The sequence below is a fragment of the Calidifontibacter terrae genome, assembly GCF_054778835.1.
This window is the reverse complement of record NZ_BAAGZF010000006.1, coordinates 545,487-571,541: the sequence shown is the minus strand read 5'-3', so window position 1 is coordinate 571,541 and position 26,055 is coordinate 545,487. Positions and strand designations below refer to the sequence as shown.

Below are 26,055 nucleotides of genomic sequence, written 5' to 3'. Positions count from 1 at the left end.
CCCCTGCAGGATTGGCGGCGAGGTGGTAGCCGTCTCAGTCCGTGGCTGGCGCTCGCTCGATCAGGGGGTCCGGTTCCAACGGAGGCAGCGGAATGCGGGGGACACCGACGATCAACACCTGTTCCAGATCGGCGGCGAGCTGCGACGCATCGACCAACGAGGTGCTGACCGGCGGAAGATCGGTGATCAACCCGCGCAGCGCGGTGGCCATCGCGGCGGCGTTGACATGTTTGTTCGGGTTGCGGATCCAACACGCCGCAAGAACCGTGTAGGACATCGCGTTCACGACCGCCTCGACGGCCGACCAATTGCCCAGCAGCCGGTTCTTGTCCTGCTGGGCGATCCGCAGAATGTGGCCGGCCTGCAGTTGTTCGTAGGCCAGGTCGCGCCGCGCCCGGAAACCCTCCGGTCCCGTGTGTTCGTCGCGCGCGATCAGTTCCAGCACGCGAGCGTTGGCCCGGAGCGTGCGCCGAAACTGCCTGCGTACGAGGGCAATGGGGGCCCGCCGGTCCGTCACCCACATCACGATCACCGACACCGCGACGCCGATCAGCGTGTCGACCACGCGTTCCTGCACCAATTGGCCCAGCGACAAGGCGGAGCCGTTGCTGCTGGTGACCAGCAGCGCCATCGGCGTGACGAAGAAGGCGCCAAGCGCGTAGTTGCGCACCACCGTCCACTGCACCATGAACACCAGCGCGATCGCGATGACGAACACCGCGTTGAGCGATGGATCGAGCGCGTGCAGACCTGCGAAGGCGACGACACCAGCGAGTGTGCCGATCATGCGGTGGAGAGCTCGGTGGGTCAGCGAGAGCCGATCGGCGCCCATCGACATCACTAGCGCGGTGGTCATCACCGCCCAGAACGGGTGGTGCAGGCGCAGGCCGTACGACGTGATGCAGGTCAGCGCGATCGCGATCCCGATCCGTCGGGCCGCCAGCCAGGGCAGGGATCGCGGCGACAGCCCCCAGCGCACCAGATAAGAAACGGGGGGAGTGCCGAGGTAGCGGCGCTGCGCCATGGACTCGACCTCGACCACCGCGCCAGGCATCGAGTCCGAGGCGATACGGGAAATGATCGAGAAGTGCAGTCGGCGTAGTTCGAGCAGCAGGCTGCGCCACTCGCGGCGTCGCGGATTGCGGCCCGCTGCGTTCTCCAGCGTCATGCTCGCGCTCAGCACTGCGGCGTAGGCGGCGTCGCGTTGCGTGGCCCGGTCGATCAACGGGGAGTGGTCGTCGGCGTAGATCCGGTCGAGTTCCTTGACCTTCTCGGCCGCAGTCTCGACCGCCTTTTCCTCGGCCGTCTCCTTGGTTCGGGGATGGAGCAGCAGGCTTATCGTGCAGCCGACGATGCAGCCCAAGGCCGAGACCCCGAGCACGTCCCACCGCGCCACCCCGCGCGTCGACAGATAGGAGGCGATCGCCGGGCCGATGATCAGGAAGATGGGGCCGGGCGGGTCGGCGACGACCGCGTTGTAGCCGAGAACCGTGACTATGGCGATCGTCGTCAGCAGCAACGACAGCAGAACCGGCTCGTTGCCGACGAGCACTGCCAGCCCACACCCAACCAGGTAGACGGCGTCCATCCAGGCCAGGATCTGCAGCCGGGAACGCCAGGGCCGGTTGGGCACGGAGTTGCCGATGAACGAGCCGGTGATGCCTAGCAGTGCAAGGCTTTTGCCGAAGATGAGCCCCACGACCACCACGGTGATCGCGGTCATGATCGTGGCGCGCAGGGCAGCTTTCCACCGGCCCGGGGACGACTTGATCTCGGTGAAGGTCGTCAGCTGGTCGCCAATGGCGGATCTGCCCAGATCCACGGTCAGTCCTCGTCGATGACCCCGGCGCGGGATCGCAGCAGCCGACGCAGGGACTCCAATCGGGCGGCGCCCGACGGGCCTGCGTGACCGTCGGCGACCCAAGCATCGAGGGCGCATTCGGGTTCGTCGTGCGTGCAACCACGGGGGCAGTCGTCGGTGCCGGCGGCGAGGTCGGGGAAGTGACCGATGAACGAGTTCGGGTCGACGTGGGCCAGCCCGAAGGAGCGCACGCCAGGGGTGTCGATCACCCATCCACCGTCGGGAAGTTCGAGGGCCACCGCAGAAGTGGAGGTGTGGCGACCTCGACCGGTGACCGCGTTGACGTGGCCGACGCTGCGCGTGGTGCCCGGCACCAATTGGTTCACCAGCGTCGATTTGCCGACACCGGAGTGACCGACCAAGACCGTGCTGTGGTCGGTGATCGCCGCGGCGAGGTCGTCGAGACCCTCGATGCTGCCGTCGGGTCGTACGAAGGTGACGACGTGATCGAGATCCAGACCGGCGTAGTTGGCCAGGAAGGGCGCCGGGTCGGCCAGGTCGGCCTTGGTGAGCACCAAGAGGGGACTCATGCCCGCGTCGTAGCAGGCCACCAGACAACGATCGACCATCCGGGTGCGCGGCTGCGGGTCGGCCAGGGCCGTCACGATGGCGAGCCGATCGGCATTGGCCACCAGGACCCGCTCCACCGGGTCGGTGTCGTCGGCTGTTCGGCGTAGGAAAGTGGTGCGCGGCTCGATGCGTACGATCCGGGCCAGGCTGCCCGCCACGCCGGAGGTGTCGCCCACCAGGCCGACGCGGTCGCCGACGACCACCGGACTGCGGCGCAGTTCGCGCGCCCGCATCGCGATCACCGGCTGTTCGCCCACCAAGCAGGTCCAGCGGCCGCGGTCGACCCCGGTGACCTGACCGATCACCGCGTCGTTGTGACTGGGGCGATCCTTGGTGCGGGGACGGGAGCCGCGCTTGTTCGGGCGTACCCCGATCCGGGAGTCATCGTCCTCATATTTGCTGCCGCCCATGTCTCAATCACCCGTTGTCGAGCATCCGGCGCCACAGCGCGGTGAACTCGGGCAGGGTCTTGGCGACGGTGGCGACATCCTCGACAATGACGCCAGGAACGCGGAGACCGATGACGGCAGCCGCCATCACCATCCGGTGGTCGCCGTAGGTGTGGAAGGTTCCGGCATGCAGCGGCGCGGGGGTGATGCGCAGCCCGTCCTCGGTCTCAACGACGTTGCCGCCCAGCGCGTTGAGCTCGGTGGCGAGCGCCGCGAGGCGATCAGTTTCGTGGAAGCGCAGGTGGGCGATGCCGCGCAGCCGGCTCGGGGAGTCGGCCAACGCCGCCAATGCCGCCACCACCGGGGTCAGCTCGCCAACGTCGTGCAGGTCAAGGTCGACGCCACCGAGTTCGCCGGTTCCGCTCACGGTGAGCCCTCCGCGATCGAGGCGTACGTCGGCGCCGACCATGTCGAGAATGTCGCGCAGCGCATCGCCCGGCTGGGTGGTGGTCTGCGGCCATCCCGGGACGCGGGTGCTGCCACCCACCACCAGCGCCGCAGCCAGGAAGGGCGCCGCATTCGAAAGGTCGGGTTCGACCTCAACTTCAAGGGCAGAGATTTCCGACGGTTCGACCCGCCAGGTGTTCACGTCGCCGTCGTCGACCACCACGCCGGAGTCGCGCAGGACCTCGACGGTCATCGCGATATGGGGCAGTGACGGGAGCGGCTTGCCGTCGTGAACGACGGTGACACCCTGCTCGAATCGAGCGCCGGCCAACAGCAGGGCAGACACGAACTGCGAGGAGCTTGATGCATCCAGGAGCACCTTGCCGCCGCGAATGCCGCCCTTGCCGTGAACGGTGAAGGGGAGCGCGTCGCTGCCGTCGCTGCTGATGTCGGCCCCTAGGTCGCGCAATCCCTGCAGCACAGGAGCCATCGGGCGGTTGCGGGCGTGGGCGTCGCCGTCGAACCGGACGTCACCGGTGGCCAGGGCAGCAACTGGCGGGACAAAGCGCATGACGGTGCCTGCCAGTCCGCAGTCGACGTCAGCCGGTCCGCGCAGCGCGGCAGGTTCGACCAGCCAACTCGGCTCGCCATCGACCTGCTCCTGCTCAACCACTGTCCCCAACGACCGCAGCGCACCCGCCATCAGGGTGGTGTCGCGTGACACCAGTGGACGGGTCAGCCGGGAGGTGTCGCTGGCAAGAGCCGCCAGCACCGCATAGCGGTTGGTCAGGCTCTTGGACCCGGGCACCAGCACGGTGGCGTCGAGCGGGCTCTGGGCTGTGGGCGCCGGCCAGTCGCCGGTCGGACTGTGAGATTCCATCGATGCCTACGGTAGTGGTCGACGCCGACCACCGCGGTGCGTAGCCTCCTAGGGTCAGAGCATGTGTGGTCGTTACGCGGCGAGTTTCAGTCCGGATGATCTCCGCGACGAGTTCGAGGTCGAGGAGGACCGGCTGGCCGAACACGCCCGGTCAGTGCTGGTGAACCCGCAAGATCCGCCGGCCGGAGCGCCCGATTGGAATGTCGCGCCGACCAAGCAAGCGCCGGTGGTGCTCAGCCGGGCGCCGCGCGATCAACCGGACGCCGAGCCAACCCGCCAGCTGCGACTGCTCACCTGGGGGCTCGTTCCGTCGTGGTCGAAGGACACCAAGGTGGGGCTGCGGATGATCAATGCCCGCGCGGAGACGCTGCTCGACAAGGGGGCGTTCGCGAAGGCGGCGGTGAGTCGGCGGTGCCTTGTTCCGGCCGATGGATGGTACGAGTGGCAGCAGAGTCCGACCGTCCGCGACGCGAAGGGAAAGCCACGCAAGCAGCATTTCTTCATCCGCCGCGATGACGGCGGGCTCTGCGCGTTCGCCGGCGTCTACGAGTTCTGGCGGGATCGCAGCCGGGCCGACGACGATCCCGATGCGTGGCTCACGACGTACGCCATCATCACCACGGCCGCCGAACCGGGGCTTGACCGCATCCACGATCGGCAGCCGGTGGTGCTGGAGCGTGCCGACTTCGCCGCCTGGCTCGACCCGCGGATGCAAGACCCAGACGAGGTACGGGCCCTGCTCGCGCCGCCGGGTGACGGCCGCTTTGTCGGGTGGCCGGTCTCCGCGGCGGTGGGTGCTGGCCGCAACAACGGCGAGCAGTTGACCTTGCCGATCGACCCCGCGCAGTTGCGCGGCGTCGTCGATCCGAGCACCGGCGAGGTGATCGGCGAATGATCGACGCCAAGGAGCAACACGCAGAGATCCGCGAGATCGACACCCCCGGAGGTCCGGCGCGGGCCCACATCGTCGGGCCAGATCAGCCCATCGGCACCCTCGTTCTTACCCACGGCGCCGGTGGCGGCATCGAGGCCTCCGACCTGGTGGCGCTCGCGGCGATGGTCGACGACGGCTGGCGTTATGTGCGGGTAGAGATGCCCTGGCGGGTCGCCGGCAAACGAGTCGCGTCACCACCGGCGAGCCTGGACAAAGCGTGGCTGCCGATCCTGGCCGACTTGGCCGACGTGGTGGTGGGCCCGCTGGTCGTCGGTGGCCGATCGGCGGGCGCGCGAGTGGCTTGTCGTACCGCTGCCGCAGTTGGTGCCGATGCGGTGCTGGCGCTGTCGTTCCCGTTACGTCCGCCCGGCAAACCGCCGGAGAAAACCCGTGCGCCGGAGGCGATGCTGGTGCTCGACGCGGGTCGGCCGCTGTTGGTGGTGCAGGGGGAGAGCGATCCGTTCGGGAGTCCGGCCGCCGTACGCGCGCAGTTGGGTCCGCGGGCTCGTGTCGTGGGCTGTCGTGGCACCCATTCCTTCCCGGCGCATCCGCTCGAGGTAGTCACCGCCGTACGCGAGTGGTTGTCCGGAATGAAGTGACCGGCGCGCCTGTTGAACTGCATCGACGAGCGCTGAAGGAGAGGCAATTGTTGGCTGCACCGTATGCACCCGAGCACACCCCTGAAACCGGTCCCGCCTACCCGCGGGAGGCGGAACGTCAGTCATCCGGTCTAGGCTGGAAGGTGATGACTCAGGATCGCTCCGTAACCACCACGGCCCCCGCCGGCGACGAGGACCGCAGCTTCGAGACGCGCGACGCCACCGGCAATGCCGTTGATGTCGCCACCGAGACCACTCAGGACCGCCTCTCCCGCTTCGAGCGAGACGCGATGCCCTACCTCGACCAGCTCTACAGCGCCGCGTTGCGCACCACACGCAACCCTTCCGACGCTGAGGACCTTGTTCAGGAGACCTTCGCCAAGGCGTATGCCGCGTTCCACCAATACAAGCCCGGCACCAACCTCAAGGCGTGGCTCTACCGCATCCTGACCAACACCTACATCAACGACTACCGCAAGAAGCAGCGGCAGCCGTTGCAGTCCGATGCTGCGGAGATCGAGGACTACCAGCTCGCCCGCGCGGAGGCCCACAGCTCCACCGGGCTGAAGTCGGCCGAGGCGGAGGCTCTTGACCACCTGCCCGACAGCGACGTCAAGCGCGCCCTGCAGGACATCCCGGAGGACTTCCGCCTCGCGGTCTACTTCGCAGACGTCGAGGGCTTCTCCTACAAGGAGATCGCGGAAATCATGGACACCCCGATCGGCACCGTCATGTCCCGCCTGCACCGCGGCCGTCGGATGCTGCGCGAGCGGCTGACCGACTACGCCCGTGACCGCGGTTTCATCACCGGTGGTGACGACGCATGATGTTCGACAAAGACGCCGACTGCAACAGCTATCTGGCGCACCTCGAGGAATACCTCGACGGTGAGCTTTCCGTGCAGCAGTGCGAGCAGCTCAAGGAACACCTTGCCGACTGCCCGCCTTGCCTCGACGCCTACCAGCGCGACGCGCTGATGAAGGCGTTGATCCGACGCTCGTGTCAGTGCGAGAGCGCGCCGGTTGCGCTGCGCACACAGATCATGGCGCGCATCAGCATCCAGGTCACGACCATCGAGATCCAACCCGACCGCTGAGTCGTTCGGTGAGGTGGGTCAGCAGGTCCACCACATCGGGGTCGTACTCGTAGCCCATCCCGAGTTGCAGTCGCTCCAGCGCCGCTGCCCGCCGTTCTGGGCGACCGCCGGTCAGTTCGTCGTAGGCATTGCAGACCTTCAGGATGCGGGCCGTGATCGGAACCTGATGGCCCAATTCGCGCACGTTGCGGAACGGCGTTGACTGCGCCGCGACGACCCTGGCAGCGCCAGTCAGCGGACCGATGCCGGCCACGACCGAGGCGCCGGCAGCGGCAATGGCGCCTTGATCAACCGGGGCCGCTTCCAACGTCGCGCCGCCGGGCAGCGGATGGGGAAGACCCAGTTGTCCGAGGTCGTGCAGCAGGGCCGCGTCGAGCAGGTTCTTGCGTTCGCTCTCGCTGCTGAGCAGTTGCTCACCGACGAGATCGCACAGCTCGCGGACCCGTTGCGCGTGGCCGGTCGGCACGTAGTCGCTGATCTCCGGCATGCGGGACAGCGCGCGTACGCCCTGATCGCGGGTCTCCGCGACAACGATCCGACGGTGTACGGCGGTGCGTAGCAACACCAGCGGTGACGCCATGATCGGCACCGACCACAGGTCGAGAGGCACGAACCCGAGGGTGATCGCGGCTGAGGTGCCGAGCACCGCGGTCCAGAACGGAGCCGTACGGAGCACCAGATTCTCGCCCGCGGCGCGCACGAGGTGCGGTGGGGCCGTCATCAGGATCTGGAGCACCAGGTCGATCACCAAACCGACGGCGCAGCATGCCGTGATCACCGCGCCAGTGCGCCACCCGGCATGGTGCCAGTCGGCGGTGGCTTGCAACCCGGTGGCACCGTCGATCAACGGGACGAACCGAAAGATGACTGCCGTGACCAGGGCTCCGAGGATATGGCTCCCCAGGATGCTGGCGTCACGCCATGGGCGCCGCAGCAACGCCGACAAGCCAAGCCCGCCGATGCTGCCGCCGACGACAGCCAAGACGATGAGTGCGGTGCCGAACGTGACGGAGTGTGAGGTGGCCACCGGGGTCGCTGCGGTGGCCAGCATGATCGATTGGGCAACGGGGGCAAGCTCGCGCCCAGCGGGGGTGAGCATCCGCAACGGCACTGCTCCCGCGATGCTCAAAATCAGGAGGCCCAGGCGCCAGTCGAGCGCCTCGGTGATGGACCCGGAATGCAACACCGCAACCAGAGAGCCGGCGACGGCAATCGATACCAGCGCCCAGATCCCCGCGGTGGTCGCCCAACGTCGGTCGCGGGTGGCGCTCACGGCGACATCTCCGCGTGTTGCCGGCTGAGGCTGTGCTCGCCGGTCCAGGCAAGCAGCCAGCGAGCCCACGGGCTGCGGGAGGCGTGTCCGAGGGCGACACGGGCGGCCGGATCAAGCGAATCGTTGGTGCCGACCCGGCGTACGGCTGCTTGGAAGTCCCGCAGTTCCAGCGGGTGGTCGGCGGCAATCCGCTCGAGTTCGTCAGCCAGTGCGTCGGCGGTGGCGAGCACCCCCAGAGCGGCTTGGTCATGAATTGCAGCGGCGCCGGATTGCGCCGCGATCAGGTCACGGGCCGAGGAGAGGAAGGCCACCTGGTCAACGACCCGAGCGCCGCGGGATGCGGCCGCGGGTGACATGGTCGAGGATTCGTGAGCTTCGGCCGTGACCAGGCCGAGGTGGTGCAGGGAGGCGGCCCGGTCAACCGCGCGCGCCCGCCCCTCGGCGAGACCGGCGACGTTGCCGAGTTCTTGGGCGATGATCCGCACCAACGCGCTGTGGGCCGAAGCACCCGGGCGGTTGAGCGTCATCGCCGCAACGAGTGCGTCGACGATCTCGTCCTCAGTCGAGGCCTCTGCGGCGATCGCGGCGAAGGTGCGCTGGGCCAGCAGCAGCGGGGGAGCCATCACCAGGATGGTGAAGTAGCTCAGGTCGGCGCCGAGCCAGAGGACGACGGTGAGGTAGGCGATCAGCGCCCCGATGGAGTAGAGGGGGGCGGAGTGGCGGGTGAAGTCGCGCATCGTGCGCTGAACGGAAACGGCTGTCGTCGCGTGAATGATCAACCCGAGGAGCAGGGCGTTCGTGAGGAACATCGACAAGCAAGCGACCACGAACGGCGCTGCAAAGGTACGCATCTGACCAGCGCTCGCGGCTAACGGACTGTGTGGCGTTAGCCAGTGGAACGCCAAACCCCCGGCAAGGCCAATCCACCCTGACATCACGGTGTTGAAGATTCGTGCGACCCAGGTGAAGCTGGACAGATTGAACGCGGCAGCAACGACCCCGACGACGCACGCCCCCAGTGGGCCACACAAGACCACCGCGACGCCGACGATCGTAGACGTCAGACTGAACGAAGAAAGCCGTTGTACTAGCGAGGAGCCTGACTCCGACGCCCACCCAAGAAGGGCGAGGGCGGCGAGCTCCATCGGCCGGTGCAGTCCGATGCCGTTTGCGCCGCACATAGCCACAGCAATGACCAACGCCGTTCCGACAACCACGGTTGTCGGAACGGCGCCGGTCAAAGTCGGGGCATCTCCCGGCTCGGACATCCGGTCTGTCAGCCTCCGCCCGGCGGCCGCCAGCCACCGATTTGCGACGCCGACGTGACGCCGGAACCGGAGCCGCTCAACAGAGCGGCCATCAACTCCTCAAGCACGTCCATGTTGGTCACTTTCTGAGAAATGGTCCACACACGGGGCGTGTGAACACTCGCAGTATGCCATCACGTGGGTCCCGCACGTGGTGAGCGAACACCACGAGTCGCGACTGGTCGCGCGGGTGTGGGATGATGGCGCAGTTTGCCGGACCAGATTCGGTGGAGCGTCAGTGAGGAGACAGCCATGAGCAAGCGCGCACGCAAGCGTCGCTCGCGCAAGGGCAAGGGTGCGAACCACGGCAAGAAGCCGAACGCCTGAGCCAGCGTGAGACCAAAAAGGGGCGGTGCCAATTGGCACCGCCCCTTTTGTCATGCCGTACGGATGCTGACTACGCGTGTCCGGCCGCGTGGCGTCCCGTAGGTGGGTTGTCCCCGCCTTCGATCGGATCGAACGGATCCGGGTCGTACGCCTGCACGCGCGGGTCGTCCTCGTCGGCGAAATAGTCCATCGTGACTGTTTCGTCGCGTCCCGCCGGCACCTTCGCCGCCCGCAGGATCACGGTGAGCACCACCGAAACCACCACGTTGAGTACGAACGCGGTGAAGGCGATGTAGCCCATGTCCTTGATCCCCGGAATGGCAGCGAGCGAACCACCGAAGTGCTTGGTGGCCGGGCTGACCACGCCGTAGGCCTTCCAGGTGCCGTAGATCATGCCTGCGGCCCAACCGGCGAGCACCGCCCAGCGGTGCAGCCAGCGGGTGTAGAGCCCGATGACAATCGCTGGGAAGGTCTGCAGGATCCAGATACCACCCAGCAACTGCAGGTTGATCGCGTTCTGCTTGTCCATCGAGAAGACGAAGATCAGCGCGAACAGCTTCACCAGCAGCGACACCACCTTGGAGACCTTGGCCTCCTGCTCGACCGTTGCGTCGGGCTTGATCCACTCCTTGTAAATGTTGCGAGTGAACGTGTTGGCCGCCGCGATCGACATGATCGCTGCGGGAACCAACGCGCCCACCGCGATCGCCGCGAAGGCGACGCCGGTGAACCAGCTGGGGAACTGGTCCTCAATCAGCTGCGGAACGACCAGCTGCGGGTTCGGTTTGCCGTCGAGGCCGACCGGCTTGGTGCCAGCCGCGATCGCGACCCATCCGAGCAGGGCCAGCAGGGCGAGCACGAACGAATACGCCGGCAGGATCGCCGCGTTGCGCCGAATCGTGGTGCGGCTCTTCGAGGAGAGCACTGCGGTGATCGAGTGCGGATACATGAACAGCGCCATGGCCGAACCGAACGCGAGCGTGACGTAGGCCCACTGCTGCTTCGGCCCGGGCACGAACGCGCCGGTCGGCTTGCCCGTCTTCGGGTTCGGGCTGGACATCTTTTGCTGGGCCGCATCGAAGATGTGGGTCCAGCCGCCGACCTTGCTGGGCAGGTAGATGATCGCCACGATGATCACCAGGTAGATCAGCAGGTCCTTGACGAACGCGATGATCGCGGGCGCGCGCAGACCGCTGGTGTAGGTGTAGGCCGCGAGCACAGCGAACGCGATCAGCAGCGGCAGGTCGCGCGACAACCAGTTGCCCGAACCGCCGACACCGGCCACCTCCAACACTGCCTGGATGCCGACCAGCTGCAAGGCGATGTAGGGCATCGTCGCGACGAATCCGGTCACCGCGATCGCCAGCGACAAGCCGCGCGAGCCGTAGCGACCGCGTACGAAGTCTGCCGAGGTGACGTAGCCGTGGCGGTGGCTGACGGACCACAAGCGAGACATGAAGAAGAAGATGATCGGGTAGGCCACGATCGTGTACGGCACCGCGAAGAAGCCGCTGACCGCGCCGAGCGAGAACATCGCGGCAGGCACCGCGATGAAGGTGTAGGCGGTGTAAAGGTCACCGCCGAGCAGGAACCAGGTGATCCACGTGCCGAAGCTGCGACCACCCAGGCCCCATTCGTCCAGGGAGTCCATCGACTCGGCCTTGCGCCAGCCGGTGGCCAGGAAGCCCATCACGGCGACGGCCAGGAAGATGACGATAAGGATGGTCAGCGCGACGCCGTTGACACCGGTGTTCGGGGTCGACGGATTTGCTGCGTAGGCCAGGCTGTTCATGCCTCATCACCGGCTTTCGGGTCGAGGTCTTGGTGGGCTGAGTGACGGCCAGCCGGGGAAACCCCTACGGGAACGTGGGGTCGCGCCTTTTTCATCACGATGTAGGCAGCCACGGTGAAGATGGCGGTGACGGGCACCATCAACATCTGATACCAGATGAACAGCGGCCAACCCGCGATGTCATGAGCGTGAGGGGCGTCGGCGCTGGCGTACCAGCCGACGGGGACAAGGGCGAGACAGGGGATGACCAGCAACACCCCGGCCAGGACCAGCAGGCCCTTATTGGCAGGTGGTGCCTGGTCGGCATCGTCGATAGATGTCACGACGGTCCTTCCATGAGTGCGGGTCGAGTGGTTTCGGCCCGCGCGGCAGGCTACGACCGGGTGACCTGCATCACAACGACATTCGGGGGATGTTCGCCAATTTGTGATGACAAAAGAACAAGAGGCGCCGATTGCTCGGCGCCTCTTGCAGGAGAAATCAGGCTCAGGCCTGCTTGGTCTCCTTGAAGATCTTGTCGATCTCGTCAATCTTGGCCAGCAGTTCGTCGGCCTTCGCCTCGTCGAACTCACCCTTGGTGCCGCTCGCGCCGGCCAACTTGGTGGCCTCGTTGATCAGCGTGTGCAGCTGGGGGTACTTCTCAAAGTGCGGCGGCTTGAAGTAGTCGGTCCACAACACCCAGAGGTGCTCCTTGACCAGCTGGGAGCGCTGCTCCTTGATGAGGACGGCGCGGACCCGGAAGTCGGGGTCGTTGTTGTCGGCGACCTTCTTGATGATGGCCTTGACGGACTCAGCCTCGATGCGGGCCTGGGCGGGGTCGTAGACGCCGCAGGGCAGGTCGCAGTGGGCGCTGACCTCGACGGTGGGGGCGATGAAACGGCGGAACATAGGAGTCCTTTCCGTGGTCTGCGGTAGTCCACCAAATACACAGGCGGACCCGGTCATCTGCGAACTTACTCCGCTGCGCTGCGCCGCGGCAGCCGGGGCAGGGGGCGGCCGCCGAGAACGCGACCAATCATCCCCGCGGGTGGGATGGCACCGACCGTGCGTGAGTCGGTGCCCTCGTCCGGGTTGTCGCTGCTGACCCACCATCCGTCGGCGGTTGGGTGGTGAATCCGCTTGACCGCCAGCGGCCGCCCGCCGCCCAACGCCACCAGGTGAAGTCGCCCCGGGCGGGGGCGGGCGCCGTACAACACCAGCAGTCGATCGCCCTCACACAAGCTGGGCAGCATGGATCGGCCTCGCACGATGGCGAGGCCGATCCTTAACTGCTGCAACCGGATTGCTCAGTCCTGGGTGAGGTTCGGAGCGTCCGGCGGTGGGGTGGGCGACTCGTGCTGCTCGGCCAGAATGCGCCGCAAGAACGACTTCGTACGTTCGTGCTGTGGCCGCGCAATGACCTCGCGCGGCGGGCCTTGCTCGACCACCACGCCACCGTCCATGAAGACGACCCGGTCGGCGACGTCACGGGCGAACGCGATCTCGTGGGTGACCACGATCATCGTCATGCCGCCCTCGGCGAGCTCACGCATCACCTCCAGCACCTCGCCCACCAGCTCGGGGTCGAGCGCGGATGTCGGCTCGTCGAAGAGCATGAGCTTCGGTTCCATCGCCAGCGCGCGGGCGATGGCAACACGCTGTTGCTGACCACCGGACAACTGCGACGGGTAGTGATCGCAGCGCTCGCTCAGGCCAACCCGCTCCAACAGGGCCAGGCCCTGCTCGCGCGCCTTGGCCTTTGATGCACCGCGCACGTGAACCGGCGCTTCCATCACGTTCTCCAGCGCCGTCTTGTGGGGGAACAGGTTGAAGCGCTGGAACACCATGCCGATCTCGCGACGTTGCGCGGAGATCTTCTTGTCGTGCAGCCGGTGCAGGACGCCACCACGATCCTCGTAGCCCATCAGGTCACCATCGACCCAGATGCGGCCACCGTTGATCGATTCGAGCTGGTTGATGCAGCGTAGGAAGGTGGTCTTGCCCGACCCCGAAGGTCCGAGCAGGCAGACCACCTCACCGGCCGCGACATCGAGGTCAATGCCCTTGAGCACCTCGTTGCCGTGGAAGCTCTTGGTGACATTGAGTGCCTGGACCAGTGGCCGCTGCACCGCCAGGGTGTCCGGAGCTGTCGTCTGGCTCATGCCGACCCCTTGCCGATCATCGTGAGCTTGCGCTTGGAGGCTCCCTGGGTGCCGAAGCCGCGACCGAAGTGACGCTCCAGGAAGTACTGGCCGATCATCAGAACGGTGCAGATCACGAGGTACCACAGGAACCCGGCGACGTAAGCGCCCATCACTCGGCCGGTGTTGTTGCTGACCTGGGTGATCTGGAACCACATCTCCATCGAGATCGGCACCGCGGACAACAGCGAGGTGTCCTTGACCATCGCGATGGTCTCGTTGCCGGTCGGCGGAACGATCACCCGCATTGCCTGGGGCAGCACGATGCGGCGCATGGTCTTGCCGGGCGGCATGCCGAGCGCTTGCGCGGCCTCCGCCTGACCGCTGTCGACCGACAGAATGCCGGCGCGCGCGATCTCGGCCATGTAGGCCGCCTCGGACAGACCGAGGCCCAGGATGCCGACCATGATCCCGTTGGACAGGGAGTTCACGTTGATCGAGCCGATCATCAGCCCGTTGTCGACGCCGAAGACCTGCTGGGCGAACGGGATGCCGACGTCGAGCTTCGGGTAGAGGTAGCCCACGCCGGTGCCGAGGATCACCAGGAGCACCAACCGGGGGATGGCCCGGAAGATCCAGGTGTAGACGAACGCGACGCCGCGCAGCACCGGGTTGTCCGACAACCGCATGACAGCCAGCAGCACGCCGCCGACGGCGCCGATCACCATGGCCCCAGCGGTGCCGATCAGGGTGCCTCGGATCATGCCCTGCAACACCGGCGAGAAGTTCATCACCGTCGGGACGAACGAGAGATCCCAGCGATCGTTGGTGACCAACGAACTGATGAACATGGCCACCAGCACCGCGATTGCCAGCACGGCGACCCAACGCCATGGGTGGGGCACCGGCCGGGCGCTGATTTCGCCCGGCCGGTCGGTGGTGTCTGAGGTCATCAGGCGCTCGGGTTGACCTGGAAGTCGTCGATCGACCCGGCGTCGACCTTCCACTTCTTGAGGATGGATGTGTAGGTGCCGTCAGCCTTGATGGCCTTCAGCGCGCCGACAAGCGCTTCCGCGAACGCGGTCTGGTCCTTCTTGACCACGAAGCCGTACGGCGCGGTGTCGTAGTTCGAACCGAGCGCCTCGAGCTTGCCGCCGCTCTTGTTCACGGCGTCGATCGACACGGGCAGGTCGGCAACCATGGCGTCGGCCTTCCCGCTCGACAGGTCGAGGGTGGCCTTGCTCTGGTCCTGCTCAATGAGCAAGTTGATGGCCTTCTTGCCGTCGGTCGTGCACTTCTTGCTGCGGGCCGTCATGTCGGTGACCTGCACCGTGCCCTTCTGGACCGTCACGGTCAGACCACACGCGCCGTCAACAGCGACCTTCTTCGGGTTGCCCTTCGGCACGACCCACTGGCTGCCAGCCTTGAAGTAGCTGATCATCGTGACCGACTTCATCCGGTCGGGGTTGATGGTGAACGAGGAGACGCTCATGTCGTACTTGCCGGAGCCAACACCCAGGATCAGGGAGTCGAATCCGCCGTTGACGTAATTCCCCTTGAGGCCCAGCTTGCCGAGCACCGCGTTGAGCATGTCGACATCCATCCCGACGACGGTCTTGCCGTCGGTGCCGAAGTACTCGTTGGGCGGGTAGGACGCGTCGGTGCCGATCGTCAGGGTGCCCTTGGCCTTGATGGCAGCAGGGACCTTGTCGGCCAGCGAGGTGTCTTTCGTAGCGGTCTTGATGGAGGAGGTCGCCGAGTCGGACGCGCCGCCCAAGCTGTCAGAACCACACGCGGTCAGACCGAAGGTCAGCGCAACGGCGCCGGCCAGCGCCACACGCGTGCGCAGGAGGGGGGAGGGCATGGAAACTCCTTGTGCAACAGGTGCCCACGGTTGGGCGCCAGATCGGCACATCTTTGCACCGCATCCTGCGAGCGTGCCGCAAAATCGCCCAAGCGTGATCCTGCTGTGACGCGCTCAGCGGCGCAGGGTCTGCCGGTATTGGCGACAGGCGTCGTACGAGGGCAGGAGCCCGGCCGCCTCCGCGTCGGCGAGGGTTGGCGCGGCGGCGTCCTTGGGGGACAGGACCGGTTTGCTGCCGGGGGGTAGTTCGAGGCCGATGGCGGGATCGAGGGGGTGGATGCCGTGTTCACGTTCGGGGTTGTAGACGGCGGAGCAGAGGTAGACGGCGGTGGTGCCCCCTTCGAGGGCGCAGAAGGCGTGGCCGAGGCCTTCGGAGAGGTAGACGGCTTTGCGGTCGGTGCCGTCGAGTAGGACGCTGTCCCATTGGCCGAAGGTGGGGGACCCGACGCGCAGGTCGACGATGTAGTCGATGAGGGAGCCGGAGGTGGCGGTGATGTATTTGGCTTGGGAGGGCGGGACATCGGCGAAGTGGATGCCGCGGACGGTGCCGGCGGAGGAGACGGAGATGTTGGTCTGGACGACCTGCATCTGGTGGCCGATGGCGTCGGTGAGTTTGTCGGCTCGGAAGCCTTCCATGAAGACTCCGCGGTCATCGGGGAATTGGCGCGGGGTGATGACCCACGAGCCCTCGATCCGCAACGGTTCGATGTTCATCCGTTGCCCTGAGGTTGTTCGTCCAGGATGCGCTGCAGATACGAGCCGTAGCCGCTCTTGGAAAGCTCGTCGGCCAGCGTCTGCAGGTGGTCGTGGTCAATCCACCCGGCCCGCCAGGCGATCTCTTCGACGCAGCCGATCTTGAGCGCTTGCTGTTGTTCGACGACGTGCACGAACTGCGACGCCGACATCAGGCCCTCGAAGGTGCCGGTGTCGAACCAAGCGGTGCCCCGCGGCAGCACCGTGACGGTGAGGTCGCCGCGGCTCAGATACGCGTCGTTGATGCCGGTGATTTCGAGTTCGCCGCGGGCGCTGGGGGTGAGACTGGCAGCAATTCGTACGACGTCGTTGTCATAGAAGTAAAGACCCGGGACGGCGAAGTTCGATTTCGGGGTGGCGGGCTTTTCTTCGATCGAGATGGCGTGCATCTCTTCGTCGAACTCCACGACACCGTACGCAGCCGGATTGGCGACGTGGATCGCGAAGATGTGGCCGCCGGCGACTTGGGTGTTGTCACGCAGGCGGGTGCCGAGGCCGGCGCCGTGGAAGATGTTGTCGCCCAGGACCAGCGCGACCGAATCGTCGCCAATGAAGTCGGCGCCGATGATGAAGGCTTGGGCCAGGCCGTCGGGAGAGGGCTGCGTCGCGTAGCTCAACCGGATGCCCCAGCGGCTGCCGTCACCGAGCAGGCGGTGGAACTGGTCGGCATCGGTGGGGGTGGTGATGATCAGGATGTCGTTGATCCCAGCCATCATCAGCGTCGACAACGGGTAGTAGATCATCGGTTTGTCGTAGATCGGCATCAATTGCTTGCTGATGCCGCGGGTGATCGGGTGCAGGCGGGTGCCAGATCCGCCGGCCAGGATAATTCCCTTCATGGGGCCGCATCCTACGGGCGCCACTATGCTCGGGAAGGCCGGATGGGGGGCGTTCGTTGCCGTCTGCCTGAGTCATCGAATTTGCAGCGACGGAAAGGTTCTTCTGTGCGGGTCATCGTCACCGGTGGGGCAGGTTTCATCGGGAGTAATTTCGTTCACCTGACGCGGCGGACTCGCCCCGATGTCCAGATCACCGTGTTGGATGCACTGACCTATGCCGGCAGTACCGCCTCGTTGGCGGGCGTGATGGACGACATCGAATTCGTCGAGGGCGATGTGAGCGACGGCGGCTTGGTTGATTCCCTGGTCGCCGGCGCGGATGCAGTCGTGCATTTTGCCGCCGAGTCGCACAACGACAACTCGTTGGCTGATCCGCGACCGTTCCTGGACACGAACGTGATCGGCACCTACACGCTGTTGGAGGCCGTCCGCGCCCACGGCGTGCGCTATCACCACATTTCCACCGACGAGGTCTACGGCGATCTGGAACTGGACGACCCCACCCGGTTCACCGAGGCGACGCCGTACAACCCGAGCAGCCCGTATTCCTCGACCAAGGGCGCTTCGGACCTGTTGGTGCGGGCATGGGTCCGCTCGTTCGGGGTGCAAGCGACGATTTCGAATTGCTCGAACAACTTCGGCCCGCGGCAGCATGTGGAGAAGTTCATTCCACGACAGATCACGAACATTTTGGATGGACAGCGGCCGAAGTTGTACGGCGACGGTCTGAACGTGCGCGACTGGATCCATGTGGATGATCACAACGAGGCGGTGTGGTCGATCCTGGATGGTGGGCGGATCGGGGCGACGTATCTGATTGGTGCCGATGGTGAGCAGACCAACCGCGATGTCATCCAGGACCTGTTGGAGCTCATGGGGCAGTCGCGCGATGCGTATGACCACGTGACCGATCGAGCGGGCCATGACCGCCGGTACGCGATTGATTCGACGTTGTTGCGCACCGAGTTGGGGTGGGCGCCGCGGTTCTCCGACTTCCGGTCCGGGTTGACCGACACGGTCCAGTGGTATCGCGCCAACGAGGCGTGGTGGCGACCGATGAAGGCGCAGGTCGAGCAGAAATACGCCCAGACCCAGCAGGTGGTTGGGAGCGCGGCTCGATGAGCTGGGTTCTGTTGGGCGGTAGTGGAATGCTGGGTCAAGACCTCGCCGCGACCTTGACGAGTCAGGGCCAGGAGGTGCGCGCCCTCGGCAGCGCCGACTGCGACATTCGTGACCTCGACGCGGTGCGCTCCGCCGTACAGGGCGCAGCCGTGGTGGTGAACTGCGCCGCTTACACCGCGGTCGACGCGGCGCAAGACCACGAGGCGGATGCCTTCGACCTCAATGCCACCGGCGCCCGCAATGCGGCGCTCGCTGCTGTCGCGGTCGGCGCCCGCTTCGTTCAGATTTCGACCGACTATGTGATGGCCGGAACCGACGAGGGTCCCTACGCAGAGGACACTCCGCAGCGGCCCCGATCGGCGTACGGCCGAACCAAAGCCGCCGGGGAATGGGCGGTGTTGCAGACCGACCCGCAGGCGATCATCGTTCGTACGGCGTGGCTCTACGGCGCCGGAGGGAACAACTTCGTGTCGACGATGCTGCGGCTGGCCGGCGAACGCGAGCAACTAACCGTGGTCGCCGATCAGGCCGGTCAGCCGACCTGGACCCGTGATCTTGCTGACCTCGTGGTTCGGCTGGTGTCTGCGAAGGTGCCCGGCGGGATCTACCACGGCACCAGTTCCGGAGCGACCACCTGGCATGGCTTCGCCCAGGAGATTTTCCGGCTCAGTGGGCTCGACCCGCAGCGGGTGTTGCCTGTGACCACCGCGGACTTCCCGCGCCCGGCCCCGCGACCGGCGAACAGCGTCCTGGGCCACGACCGATTCGCCGCCGTTGATGTTGCCGCGATCCGAGGCTGGGAAGCAGGCTTGGCAGCGGCACTCCCAGATCTTCGCTGACCATGCAGATCACCCATCAGAGTGGACGCCTGACGTCCCCCAGCCACCCCGTACGGTGGCGCCGCCGCCTGCGCGTTCGGCTTCTGATCGGTGACACGGTTGGCATCAGCGTGGCGATGATTGTCGCCGTGATCACCCGGTTCGGTGACCCGAACAACGAGACCGTTCAAGGGTTCTTGGGGATCCCCTACACCTGGACCGCCGTCGGTCTGGCCGTTCTGTGGTTGCTCTGTCTGCATGCCGCCCAGGCCTACAACCTGCGCAGCCTGTTCGTGGGGTCGGGTGAATACCGCACCATCGCGCGGGCCACTTTGACCATGTTCGGCTGCGTGTCGATCTTCGCCACGCTGACCCGGTTGCAGCTCGCCCGCGGATTCCTCGCGGTGGCTTTCCCGCTGGGGCTCCTGCTTCTGCTCGTGGGTCGAGTGGCGCAGCGGCGATTGCTGATCAGGAGTCGGGTCGCGGGCAGATTCACCGAGCAGGTGTTGGTGATCGGCGCGCCGGTCGAGGTGCGACACGTGGTCGAGAGCATTCGCCAACTTCCGGTGGCCGGATATGACGTCGTCGCAGTTACCACGGGTGATGACGCACCCTCGTTCGAGCTGGCCGACGGCACCATCGTCGACCAGACAGGCGACCTCGACGAGGCTGCCGAGGCGGCTGCGTCGTTGGGGGTGACGACGGTGATCGTCGCGGGGCAGAGTCTTGCCGGACCGGCCTTCTTGCGCCGGCTGGGCTGGCGGCTGGAGGAGACCGGTTGCGAGCTGGTGTTGGCGAGTCGAATGACCGACATCGCGGGTCCGCGCATTCACTGGCACCCGATGGAGGGGTTGCCGCTGATCAGCGTGGAGATGCCGCGCTACTCGGGGATGAAATACGTCACCAAGCGAGCGTTCGATCTCGCGGTCGGCCTTTCGCTCACCTTGCTGGCAGCGCCGATGATGCTGGTGGTCGCGGTGCTGATCAAGTTCGGCGACGGCGGTCCGGTGTTCTACCGGCAAGAGCGGGTGGGGATGAACGGTCGACGGTTCTCGATGACCAAGTTCCGGTCGATGGTTCCCGACGCTGACCGCCACGTCGGCGAACTTTCCGCCACCAACGAAGGCAACGCGGTGTTGTTCAAGCTGCACGACGACCCGCGGATCACCCGGGTCGGAACCGTCATTCGGCGTTATTCGATCGACGAACTTCCCCAGCTGTTCGAAGTGCTGCGTGGCAACATGTCGCTGGTCGGTCCTCGTCCGCCGCTGCCGCGGGAGGTCGAGTCCTATGACCAGCACGTTCACCGCCGGCTCTACGTCAAACCGGGCATGACCGGCCCGTGGCAGGTGGGTGGCCGCTCAAACCTGACCTGGGATGAGAGCGTGCGCAAGGACCTCTACTACGTGGAGAACTGGTCGATGACCGGCGATTTGCTGATCATGCTGAAGACGGTCAAGGCGGTCATCCGCAAGGACGGCGCTTACTGACCTTCGCCCTCTAGCTGTCCAGGGACAGCCAGTTCTGCCAGCCGGCGTGGAGAACGAGCCAGGCGATGAGGCCATAGCCGGCCTGACCGGGCAGGGAGTCCTGGCCAGCGCCGAGGTCGGCCTGCCACTGGTCGTGGCCGAGCAACGGACGGAAGCAGTCGACATAGATCACGCCGCGGCGTGAGCAGACGTCGGACTGGGCGTCGACCAGCACCTGCAGGCGCTCGTTGGTCTCCGCGTCCAGGCTGGGCGGCGGACCGACGACGAACGTCGAGATCGCAGCCGAGGAAGCGTCGTCGAGAATGTTGGCGAGGTTCAGCCGGGAGCGGGCCGTCGACAGACCCTGCTCGACGTCGGCGCTGCCGAAGCCCAGCACCAGCCGACGCTCGTTGCAGGCGGACCACCGCGGGGCGGCCTCCTGCTGCCACCGGGCGAGAACCTCGGTCGAGCTTTCCCCGCGGACGCCCAGGTTGTACGGCGCCAGGTCGACCCCGGCATGCGGGGTGCGGGCCACCACTCGGGAAACCCAACCCAGCGCCTTAGGGTCGCCAAGGCCGGCGACATATTCATCGCCCACGAAGCACAATCCGACCTTGCGAGGCCCCTCGATGACCTGAAACTCGGCGCTCGGATTGAACTCCGGCTCGCCGGTACGGCGGGATCCGTCCTGCGTCACTTGCTGCCTCACTCGGGTCGTCACTCGTCGTCATCATCAAGGCGCGCGAGCCAGGTCGCGAGCCGGTCAATCGGCACTTCGAACTCAGGGTTGAGGTCCACGAAGGTGCGCAGCTGGTCGGCGAGCCATTCCAGGCTCACGTCCTCCTCGCCGCGTCGGGTGGCGAGTTCCTCGATACCACGGTCGGTGAAGTACACGCCCGTCACTGTATCCGGCGGAATGCCGCGAATCGCGCAGGCTCCGCGTGTGCCGTCATGCGTACGGGCGTGGCACCCGGGTGGGTGACACGCCCGTACGGCGAATGAAGGGCTGTGATCAGCCCGCCGAGGTGGTGCCGGCAGAGTTGATGTACCACTTGCCATCGGACTGCACCAGACCGAACTTGGCGGTCGTCTGGGTCTTTCCCAAGGCGATCGGGTAGGCGTAGGCCGTGGTGGCACCGGTCGAGTGCACCTCGGAGTCGGAGACCAGGGACATTGCCGAGCGGGTGCTGGAGTCCATCTTCGCCAGGTTGGTGCGGATCGAACTGACGCAGGCGTTGAACTTGACGGAGTTGCTGAAGAACGGCTTGCCGTCGGTGCCGGCCATGGTGCCGCAGGCAGCCTCCGGGTCGTTCTTGGACAGCGCGAGGTAGTAGCTCGGCACGGTCTGCTTGCTATCGGTCGCGCCGTTGTCCTTGCTGCCGCCCGAGTCCGACGTGGAGGTGGTGGAGTCCGTCGAGGTGGTGGGGGTGCTGGACTCGCTGGTCGTGCTGCTGCTCGAGGTCGTCGACTCGGTCGAACTCATCGACGAGGACGACGAGGAGGGCGAGCTCGTGGTCGAGACGGAAGCGCTGTCAGCGGTCTTCACTGTCGTTCCGCCACACGCGCTGAGCGTGAGTGCGGCAAAGGCAGCAACGGCGCCAGCGCGGTAGGTGGTGGTCTTCATGATCTCCCCATGGATATGTGAATGACGGGTTTTGTTCATCGGACACTGTAGGCCCGGTGCACAACGGTCGAACCGTTGCCCACCGGGCCCGTTCGAGTGAACTCAGCGGTCGAACGCGCCGCTCAGCAGGTCCGCAAGCTGCGCCTGGTGACGTTTGCCGGACCCGGTCGCCGGCGATGCAGCGGCGGGGCGGCAGACGACGCGGAGGCCGCGCTTCTCGCCAAACTCGGCGAGTTGTTCGGGCAGGTTGAGAGCCATGAACGGCCATGCGCCCTGGTTCTTCGGCTCGTCCTGAACCCAGATCAGTTCGGCGTTGGGGTATTTCGCCAGCAACTCGGCGATCTCCTTGGCCGGGATCGGGGCGAGTTGCTCGACTCGGACGATCGCGGTGCGGGTGTCACCGCGCTTGTCACGCTCTGCTTCCAGGTCGTAGACCACCCGGCTCGAGGCGAGCAGCACCCGATCGACCGTGGACGGGTCGGGCTGGGTGTGGTCGTCGAGCACCGGCTGGAACACACCGCTGGTGAAGTCCGTCGGCATGCTGGTGGCGGCCTTGAGGCGCAGCAACTGCTTCGGGGTGAACACGATCAGCGGGCGGCGCGGCCGGGCGTAGGCCTGGCGACGCAGCAGGTGGAAGTAGGACGCGGGGGTGCTCGGGTAGGCGATCGTCATGTTGTCCTCGGCGAACAACTGCAAGAACCGCTCGATGCGCGCCGAGCTGTGGTCGGGACCCTGACCCTCGTAGCCGTGCGGCAGCAGCAGCACCACGGAGGAGCGCTGCGCCCACTTCTGTTCCGAGGACGAGATGAACTCATCGACGATGGTCTGAGCACCGTTGACGAAGTCACCGAACTGCGCCTCCCACAGCACGAGCGCATCCGGGCGCTCGACCGAGTAGCCGTATTCGAAGCCCATGGCGGCGTATTCGGACAGCAGCGAGTCGTAGATCCACAGCCACGCCTGGTCGGGCGTGAGGTAACGCAGCGGAGTCCACTCGTTGCCGTTGTTCTTGTCGATCAACACAGCGTGGCGCTGCACGAAGGTGCCGCGGCGGCTGTCCTGGCCGGCCAGGCGAACCGGGATGCCTTCCATCAGCAGCGAACCGAGAGCCGTGAGTTCACCCATGGCCCAGTCGATGCCACCGGAGTTGACCATCTCGGCGCGACGTTCCATCAGCTTGGCCAGCTTGGGGTGGACCGTGAAGCCTTCCGGCGGGTTGACCCAGGTCTGGCCAATCTTGGCGAAGTCGCCCTCGCTGATCGCGGTCGAGCGACCACCGCGGTCGACAGTCGCGTCATCCGCGGCCTGCGCCGACGGACGCTCCAAGCCACCGTGGCCCTCGGCGTCGGTTCCGCTGGAGGCAGCATCGACCGGAGCAGCGGCAGTTTCCTTCTTGGCGGCCTTGGTCTCGACGAACACCCGCTCCAGCTGTTGCTGGTAGTCGCGCAGCGCGTCCTCGGCCTCGGTCTGGCTGATGTCGCCGCGACCGATGAGCGCCTCGGAGTAGAGCTTGCGGACCGAGCGCTTCGCCTCGATCAGGTTGTACATCATCGGCTGGGTCATCGAGGGGTCGTCCCCCTCGTTGTGGCCACGGCGGCGGTAGCACACCATGTCGATGACAACGTCCTTGTTGAACTGCTGACGGAACTCGTAGGCGAGCTCGGCAACCCGAACACACGCCTCCGGGTCGTCACCGTTCACGTGGAAGATCGGGGCCTGGACCATCCGAGCGACATCGGTGGAGTAGGTCGAGGACCGCGACTGCGACGGAGCGGTGGTGAAGCCGACCTGGTTGTTGATGACGACGTGGATGGTGCCACCGGTGCGGTAGCCGCGCAGCTGCGACAGGTTCAAGGTCTCGGCGACCACGCCCTGTCCAGCGAAAGCGGCGTCACCGTGGAGCAGGATCGGCAACACGGTGAAGGCGGTGCCGGCCAGGTTGATGCGGTCCTGCTTCGCGCGGGCGATGCCTTCCAACACCGGGTCGACGGCCTCGAGGTGCGAGGGGTTCGCTGCGAGGTAGACCTTGGTGTTGTTGCCGGCGTCGGAGGTGAACTCACCTTCGGTGCCGAGGTGGTACTTCACGTCGCCGGAACCCTGGACCGAGTTCGGGTCCTGGGTGCCTTCGAACTCCCGGAAGATCTGGCCGTAGGACTTGCCGGCGATGTTCGCCAACACGTTGAGGCGTCCGCGGTGGGGCATGCCGATGCACACCTCGGCCATGCCCTCGTCGGCCGCGTTGCAGAGAATGCGGTCGAGCAGGGCGATGACGGACTCGCCGCCCTCCAGGCTGAACCGCTTCTGGCCGACGAACTTGGTCTGCAGGAAGGTCTCGAAGGCTTCCGCCGCGTTCAGCTTGCGCAGGATGCGCAGCTGCTCGTGGGCGGTCTGCTTCTCGTACGGCACCTCGACCTTGGACTGGATCCAGCGGCGCTGGTCGGGGTCCTGGATGTGCATGTACTCGATTCCCACGCCGCGGCAGTAGGAATCACGCAAGATGCCAAGGATCTTGCGCAGCTTCAGGAACGGCGCACCGCCGAACCCGCCGGTGGGGAAGCTGCGCTCCAGGTCCCACAGTGTCAGGCCGTGGTTGGTGACGTCGAGGTCGGGGTGGCGACGCTGCTTGTATTCCAGCGGGTCGGTGTCGGCCATCAGGTGACCGCGCACCCGGTAGGCGTGGATCAATTCCTGCACGCGCGCGACCTTGTTGATGTCGTCGTCGTGGGAGGTGTCGATGTCGCGGACCCAACGGACCGGCTCGTACGGGATGCGCAGCGCAGCGAAGATCTCGTCGTAGAACCCGTTCTCGCCCAGCAACAACTGGTGGACGACCCGCAGGAACTCGCCCGAGACCGCACCCTGAATGACGCGGTGGTCGTAGGTCGAGGTCAGCGTCATGATCTTGCTGACCGCGTTGCGGTTGAGGGTGTCGACCGAGGCGCCCTGCCACTCGGCGGGGTATTCCAGCGCGCCGGCGCCGATGATCGCGCCCGCGCCCTTCATCAGGCGTGGGACCGAGTGGACGGTGCCGATACCGCCGGGGTTGGTCAGCGAGATGGAGGTGCCCTGGTAGTCCTCGAGGGTGAGGCTGTTGGTACGCGCCTTGCGGACCATGTCTTCGTACGCGGTCCAGAACTGCACGAAGTCCATTGCTTCGGCGTTCTTGATGCTCGGCACGACGAGGGTGCGGCTCCCGTCGGGCTTGGTCAGGTCGATCGCGAGGCCGAAGTTGATGTGGCCCGGGCGGATGAGAGCGGGCTTGCCCTTGTCGTCCTGGCCCAGCGCGTTGTTCATGTCGGGCACAACCTTGAGTGCCTTGACGATCGCGTAGCCGAGCAGGTGGGTGAAGCTCACCTTGCCGCCGCGGCTGCGGGCGAGGTGGTTGTTGATGACGATCCGGTTGTCGATCAGCAACTTGGCCGGGATCGCGCGAACGCTGGTCGCGGTCGGGATCTCCAGGCTGTCATTCATGTTGCTGACGATGCGCGAGGCGACACCGCGCAACGGCACGATTTCGTCTTGGACCTCGGGTGCCTTCACCGGAGCGACGCCGCCGTCACGGGAGACGGGCCGGGTGTAGGAGTGCTCGGCCTGCTTGGGGTCGATGGTCGGAGCCGACACTGTCTGCGTGGCGCTCTTGGCTGCCGGATGCGAGGGCTTCGACTGGTTCTGCTCTTTACCCTGCGCGGGTGATGAGGCGGCCGGTTTCGGGTCGGCGGGCGCCGCGGACGAGGCAGCCGGCGTCTGCTGGGCTGCGACCCCGTTCGAGGTGCCGTTCGAGGAGCCGTCGGCGGCGTCACCGTCGGCCGTGGGGGTGCCCGGCTTGTAGTCGGCGAAGAATGTCCACCAGGCCTTGTCGACCGAGTTTTTGTCCTCGAGGTACTGCTCGTACAACTCGTCGACCAACCACTCGTTGGGGCCGAAGCTGGCGAGCGGTTCTGATGGCTGGGACACCCGTATGCGCCTCTTTC

General features: G+C 66.1%; 26 protein-coding genes. 8 read left to right on the top strand and 18 right to left on the bottom strand.

Translation table 11 applies throughout. The annotated features are described in order from the left end of the window. Window positions 1-34: 34 nt before the first annotated feature. From ACYU98_RS10880 to aroA, 3 genes are read right to left on the bottom strand one after another with little or no spacing between them, the layout of a single operon-like run. On the bottom strand, window positions 35-1,822 hold the full coding sequence (locus ACYU98_RS10880; RefSeq protein WP_460468225.1) for an FUSC family protein: 1,788 nt from the start codon (window positions 1,820-1,822) through the stop codon (window positions 35-37). A 2-nt stretch (window positions 1,823-1,824) separates the two neighbouring features. Next, complete coding sequence (rsgA, locus tag ACYU98_RS10875) at window positions 1,825-2,841, bottom strand: ribosome small subunit-dependent GTPase A (RefSeq protein ID WP_460468224.1); 1,017 nt, start codon at window positions 2,839-2,841, stop codon at window positions 1,825-1,827. A 7-nt stretch (window positions 2,842-2,848) separates the two neighbouring features. After that, the gene (gene aroA, locus ACYU98_RS10870; RefSeq protein WP_460468223.1) at window positions 2,849-4,147 is read right to left on the bottom strand and encodes a 3-phosphoshikimate 1-carboxyvinyltransferase; all 1,299 of its coding nucleotides are present in this window, start codon (window positions 4,145-4,147) and stop codon (window positions 2,849-2,851) included. Between the two features lie 61 nt (window positions 4,148-4,208). On the opposite strand from aroA, the gene ACYU98_RS10865 reads away from it, so the two are divergent. The 4 genes from ACYU98_RS10865 (at window position 4,209) to rsrA (ending at window position 6,776) form a co-directional block, all read left to right on the top strand. Next, on the top strand, window positions 4,209-5,042 hold the full coding sequence (locus tag ACYU98_RS10865) for an SOS response-associated peptidase (RefSeq protein ID WP_460468222.1): 834 nt from the start codon (window positions 4,209-4,211) through the stop codon (window positions 5,040-5,042). After that, entirely contained in the window at window positions 5,039-5,680 is a 642-nt protein-coding gene (locus ACYU98_RS10860) for an alpha/beta hydrolase family protein (RefSeq protein ID WP_460468221.1), read from the top strand. Before ACYU98_RS10865 ends, ACYU98_RS10860 begins: the two co-directional genes overlap by 4 nt. Window positions 5,681-5,826: 146 nt before the next feature. After that, on the top strand, window positions 5,827-6,507 hold the full coding sequence (locus ACYU98_RS10855) for a sigma-70 family RNA polymerase sigma factor (protein WP_460468220.1): 681 nt from the start codon (window positions 5,827-5,829) through the stop codon (window positions 6,505-6,507). Continuing rightward, entirely contained in the window at window positions 6,504-6,776 is a 273-nt protein-coding gene (rsrA, locus tag ACYU98_RS10850; RefSeq protein ID WP_460468219.1) for a mycothiol system anti-sigma-R factor, read from the top strand. Before ACYU98_RS10855 ends, rsrA begins: the two co-directional genes overlap by 4 nt. On the opposite strand, the gene ACYU98_RS10845 is transcribed toward rsrA, so the two are convergent. Continuing rightward, on the bottom strand, window positions 6,745-8,049 hold the full coding sequence (locus ACYU98_RS10845) for an HD domain-containing phosphohydrolase (protein ID WP_460468218.1): 1,305 nt from the start codon (window positions 8,047-8,049) through the stop codon (window positions 6,745-6,747). The two genes, rsrA and ACYU98_RS10845, sit on opposite strands and share 32 nt — an antisense overlap. Beyond that, window positions 8,046-9,317 carry a hypothetical protein gene (locus ACYU98_RS10840; RefSeq protein ID WP_460468217.1) on the bottom strand — a complete coding sequence of 424 codons (1,272 nt, stop codon included), beginning with the start codon at window positions 9,315-9,317 and terminating at the stop codon, window positions 8,046-8,048. The genes ACYU98_RS10845 and ACYU98_RS10840 overlap by 4 nt, the downstream gene beginning before the upstream one ends. Window positions 9,318-9,608: 291 nt before the next feature. On the opposite strand from ACYU98_RS10840, the gene ACYU98_RS10835 reads away from it, so the two are divergent. Continuing rightward, window positions 9,609-9,683: a 50S ribosomal protein bL37 gene (locus ACYU98_RS10835; RefSeq protein WP_369798754.1), complete on the top strand. Its 75-nt coding sequence runs from the start codon at window positions 9,609-9,611 to the stop codon at window positions 9,681-9,683. A 70-nt stretch (window positions 9,684-9,753) separates the two neighbouring features. Here the strand turns inward: ACYU98_RS10835 and mctP are convergent, their stop codons facing one another. From mctP to rfbA, 9 genes are all read right to left on the bottom strand, one after another. Next, window positions 9,754-11,475 carry a monocarboxylate uptake permease MctP gene (gene mctP, locus ACYU98_RS10830; protein ID WP_460468216.1) on the bottom strand — a complete coding sequence of 574 codons (1,722 nt, stop codon included), beginning with the start codon at window positions 11,473-11,475 and terminating at the stop codon, window positions 9,754-9,756. After that, on the bottom strand, window positions 11,472-11,798 hold the full coding sequence (locus ACYU98_RS10825) for a DUF3311 domain-containing protein (protein WP_460468215.1): 327 nt from the start codon (window positions 11,796-11,798) through the stop codon (window positions 11,472-11,474). The genes mctP and ACYU98_RS10825 overlap by 4 nt, the downstream gene beginning before the upstream one ends. Before the next feature lie 163 nt (window positions 11,799-11,961). Beyond that, entirely contained in the window at window positions 11,962-12,363 is a 402-nt protein-coding gene (gene sodN / locus ACYU98_RS10820) for a superoxide dismutase, Ni (RefSeq protein WP_460468214.1), read from the bottom strand. A gap of 65 nt (window positions 12,364-12,428) precedes the next feature. Further along, window positions 12,429-12,722 carry a S24 family peptidase gene (locus ACYU98_RS10815; RefSeq protein WP_460468213.1) on the bottom strand — a complete coding sequence of 98 codons (294 nt, stop codon included), beginning with the start codon at window positions 12,720-12,722 and terminating at the stop codon, window positions 12,429-12,431. A 39-nt stretch (window positions 12,723-12,761) separates the two neighbouring features. After that, window positions 12,762-13,616: an amino acid ABC transporter ATP-binding protein gene (locus ACYU98_RS10810; RefSeq protein WP_460468212.1), complete on the bottom strand. Its 855-nt coding sequence runs from the start codon at window positions 13,614-13,616 to the stop codon at window positions 12,762-12,764. Continuing rightward, window positions 13,613-14,548: an amino acid ABC transporter permease gene (locus ACYU98_RS10805; protein WP_460468211.1), complete on the bottom strand. Its 936-nt coding sequence runs from the start codon at window positions 14,546-14,548 to the stop codon at window positions 13,613-13,615. Before ACYU98_RS10805 ends, ACYU98_RS10810 begins: the two co-directional genes overlap by 4 nt. After that, entirely contained in the window at window positions 14,548-15,459 is a 912-nt protein-coding gene (locus tag ACYU98_RS10800; RefSeq protein ID WP_460468210.1) for an ABC transporter substrate-binding protein, read from the bottom strand. The genes ACYU98_RS10805 and ACYU98_RS10800 overlap by 1 nt, the downstream gene beginning before the upstream one ends. Window positions 15,460-15,573: 114 nt before the next feature. Continuing rightward, a complete protein-coding gene (locus tag ACYU98_RS10795; RefSeq protein WP_460468209.1) occupies window positions 15,574-16,173 on the bottom strand; it encodes a dTDP-4-dehydrorhamnose 3,5-epimerase family protein in 600 nt (199 codons plus the stop codon). Beyond that, window positions 16,170-17,051: a glucose-1-phosphate thymidylyltransferase RfbA gene (gene rfbA / locus ACYU98_RS10790; protein WP_460468208.1), complete on the bottom strand. Its 882-nt coding sequence runs from the start codon at window positions 17,049-17,051 to the stop codon at window positions 16,170-16,172. The genes ACYU98_RS10795 and rfbA overlap by 4 nt, the downstream gene beginning before the upstream one ends. A 105-nt stretch (window positions 17,052-17,156) precedes the next feature. On the opposite strand from rfbA, the gene rfbB reads away from it, so the two are divergent. The 3 genes from rfbB to ACYU98_RS10775 are packed head-to-tail and all read left to right on the top strand — an operon-like array spanning window position 17,157 to window position 20,481. Next, window positions 17,157-18,173, top strand: coding sequence for a dTDP-glucose 4,6-dehydratase (gene rfbB / locus ACYU98_RS10785; protein ID WP_460468207.1), 1,017 nt, complete (start codon window positions 17,157-17,159; stop codon window positions 18,171-18,173). Then, on the top strand, window positions 18,170-19,012 hold the full coding sequence (gene rfbD, locus ACYU98_RS10780; protein WP_460468206.1) for a dTDP-4-dehydrorhamnose reductase: 843 nt from the start codon (window positions 18,170-18,172) through the stop codon (window positions 19,010-19,012). Before rfbB ends, rfbD begins: the two co-directional genes overlap by 4 nt. Window positions 19,013-19,014: 2 nt before the next feature. Continuing rightward, on the top strand, window positions 19,015-20,481 hold the full coding sequence (locus ACYU98_RS10775; protein WP_460468205.1) for a sugar transferase: 1,467 nt from the start codon (window positions 19,015-19,017) through the stop codon (window positions 20,479-20,481). Window positions 20,482-20,491: 10 nt separating this feature from the next. Here the strand turns inward: ACYU98_RS10775 and ACYU98_RS10770 are convergent, their stop codons facing one another. The 4 genes from ACYU98_RS10770 to ACYU98_RS10755 form a co-directional block, all read right to left on the bottom strand. After that, window positions 20,492-21,157 (bottom strand): GDSL-type esterase/lipase family protein, encoded by a 666-nt coding sequence (locus tag ACYU98_RS10770; RefSeq protein WP_460468204.1) that lies wholly within the window; start codon window positions 21,155-21,157, stop codon window positions 20,492-20,494. Between the two features lie 20 nt (window positions 21,158-21,177). Next, window positions 21,178-21,354, bottom strand: a complete 177-nt coding sequence (locus ACYU98_RS10765) for a DUF6104 family protein (RefSeq protein ID WP_460468203.1) — start codon at window positions 21,352-21,354, stop codon at window positions 21,178-21,180. Window positions 21,355-21,472: 118 nt separating this feature from the next. Then, entirely contained in the window at window positions 21,473-22,084 is a 612-nt protein-coding gene (locus ACYU98_RS10760) for a hypothetical protein (protein WP_460468202.1), read from the bottom strand. A 102-nt stretch (window positions 22,085-22,186) separates the two neighbouring features. Continuing rightward, window positions 22,187-26,038, bottom strand: a complete 3,852-nt coding sequence (locus ACYU98_RS10755) for a multifunctional oxoglutarate decarboxylase/oxoglutarate dehydrogenase thiamine pyrophosphate-binding subunit/dihydrolipoyllysine-residue succinyltransferase subunit (RefSeq protein ID WP_460468201.1) — start codon at window positions 26,036-26,038, stop codon at window positions 22,187-22,189. Between the last annotated feature and the right edge of the window lie 17 nt (window positions 26,039-26,055).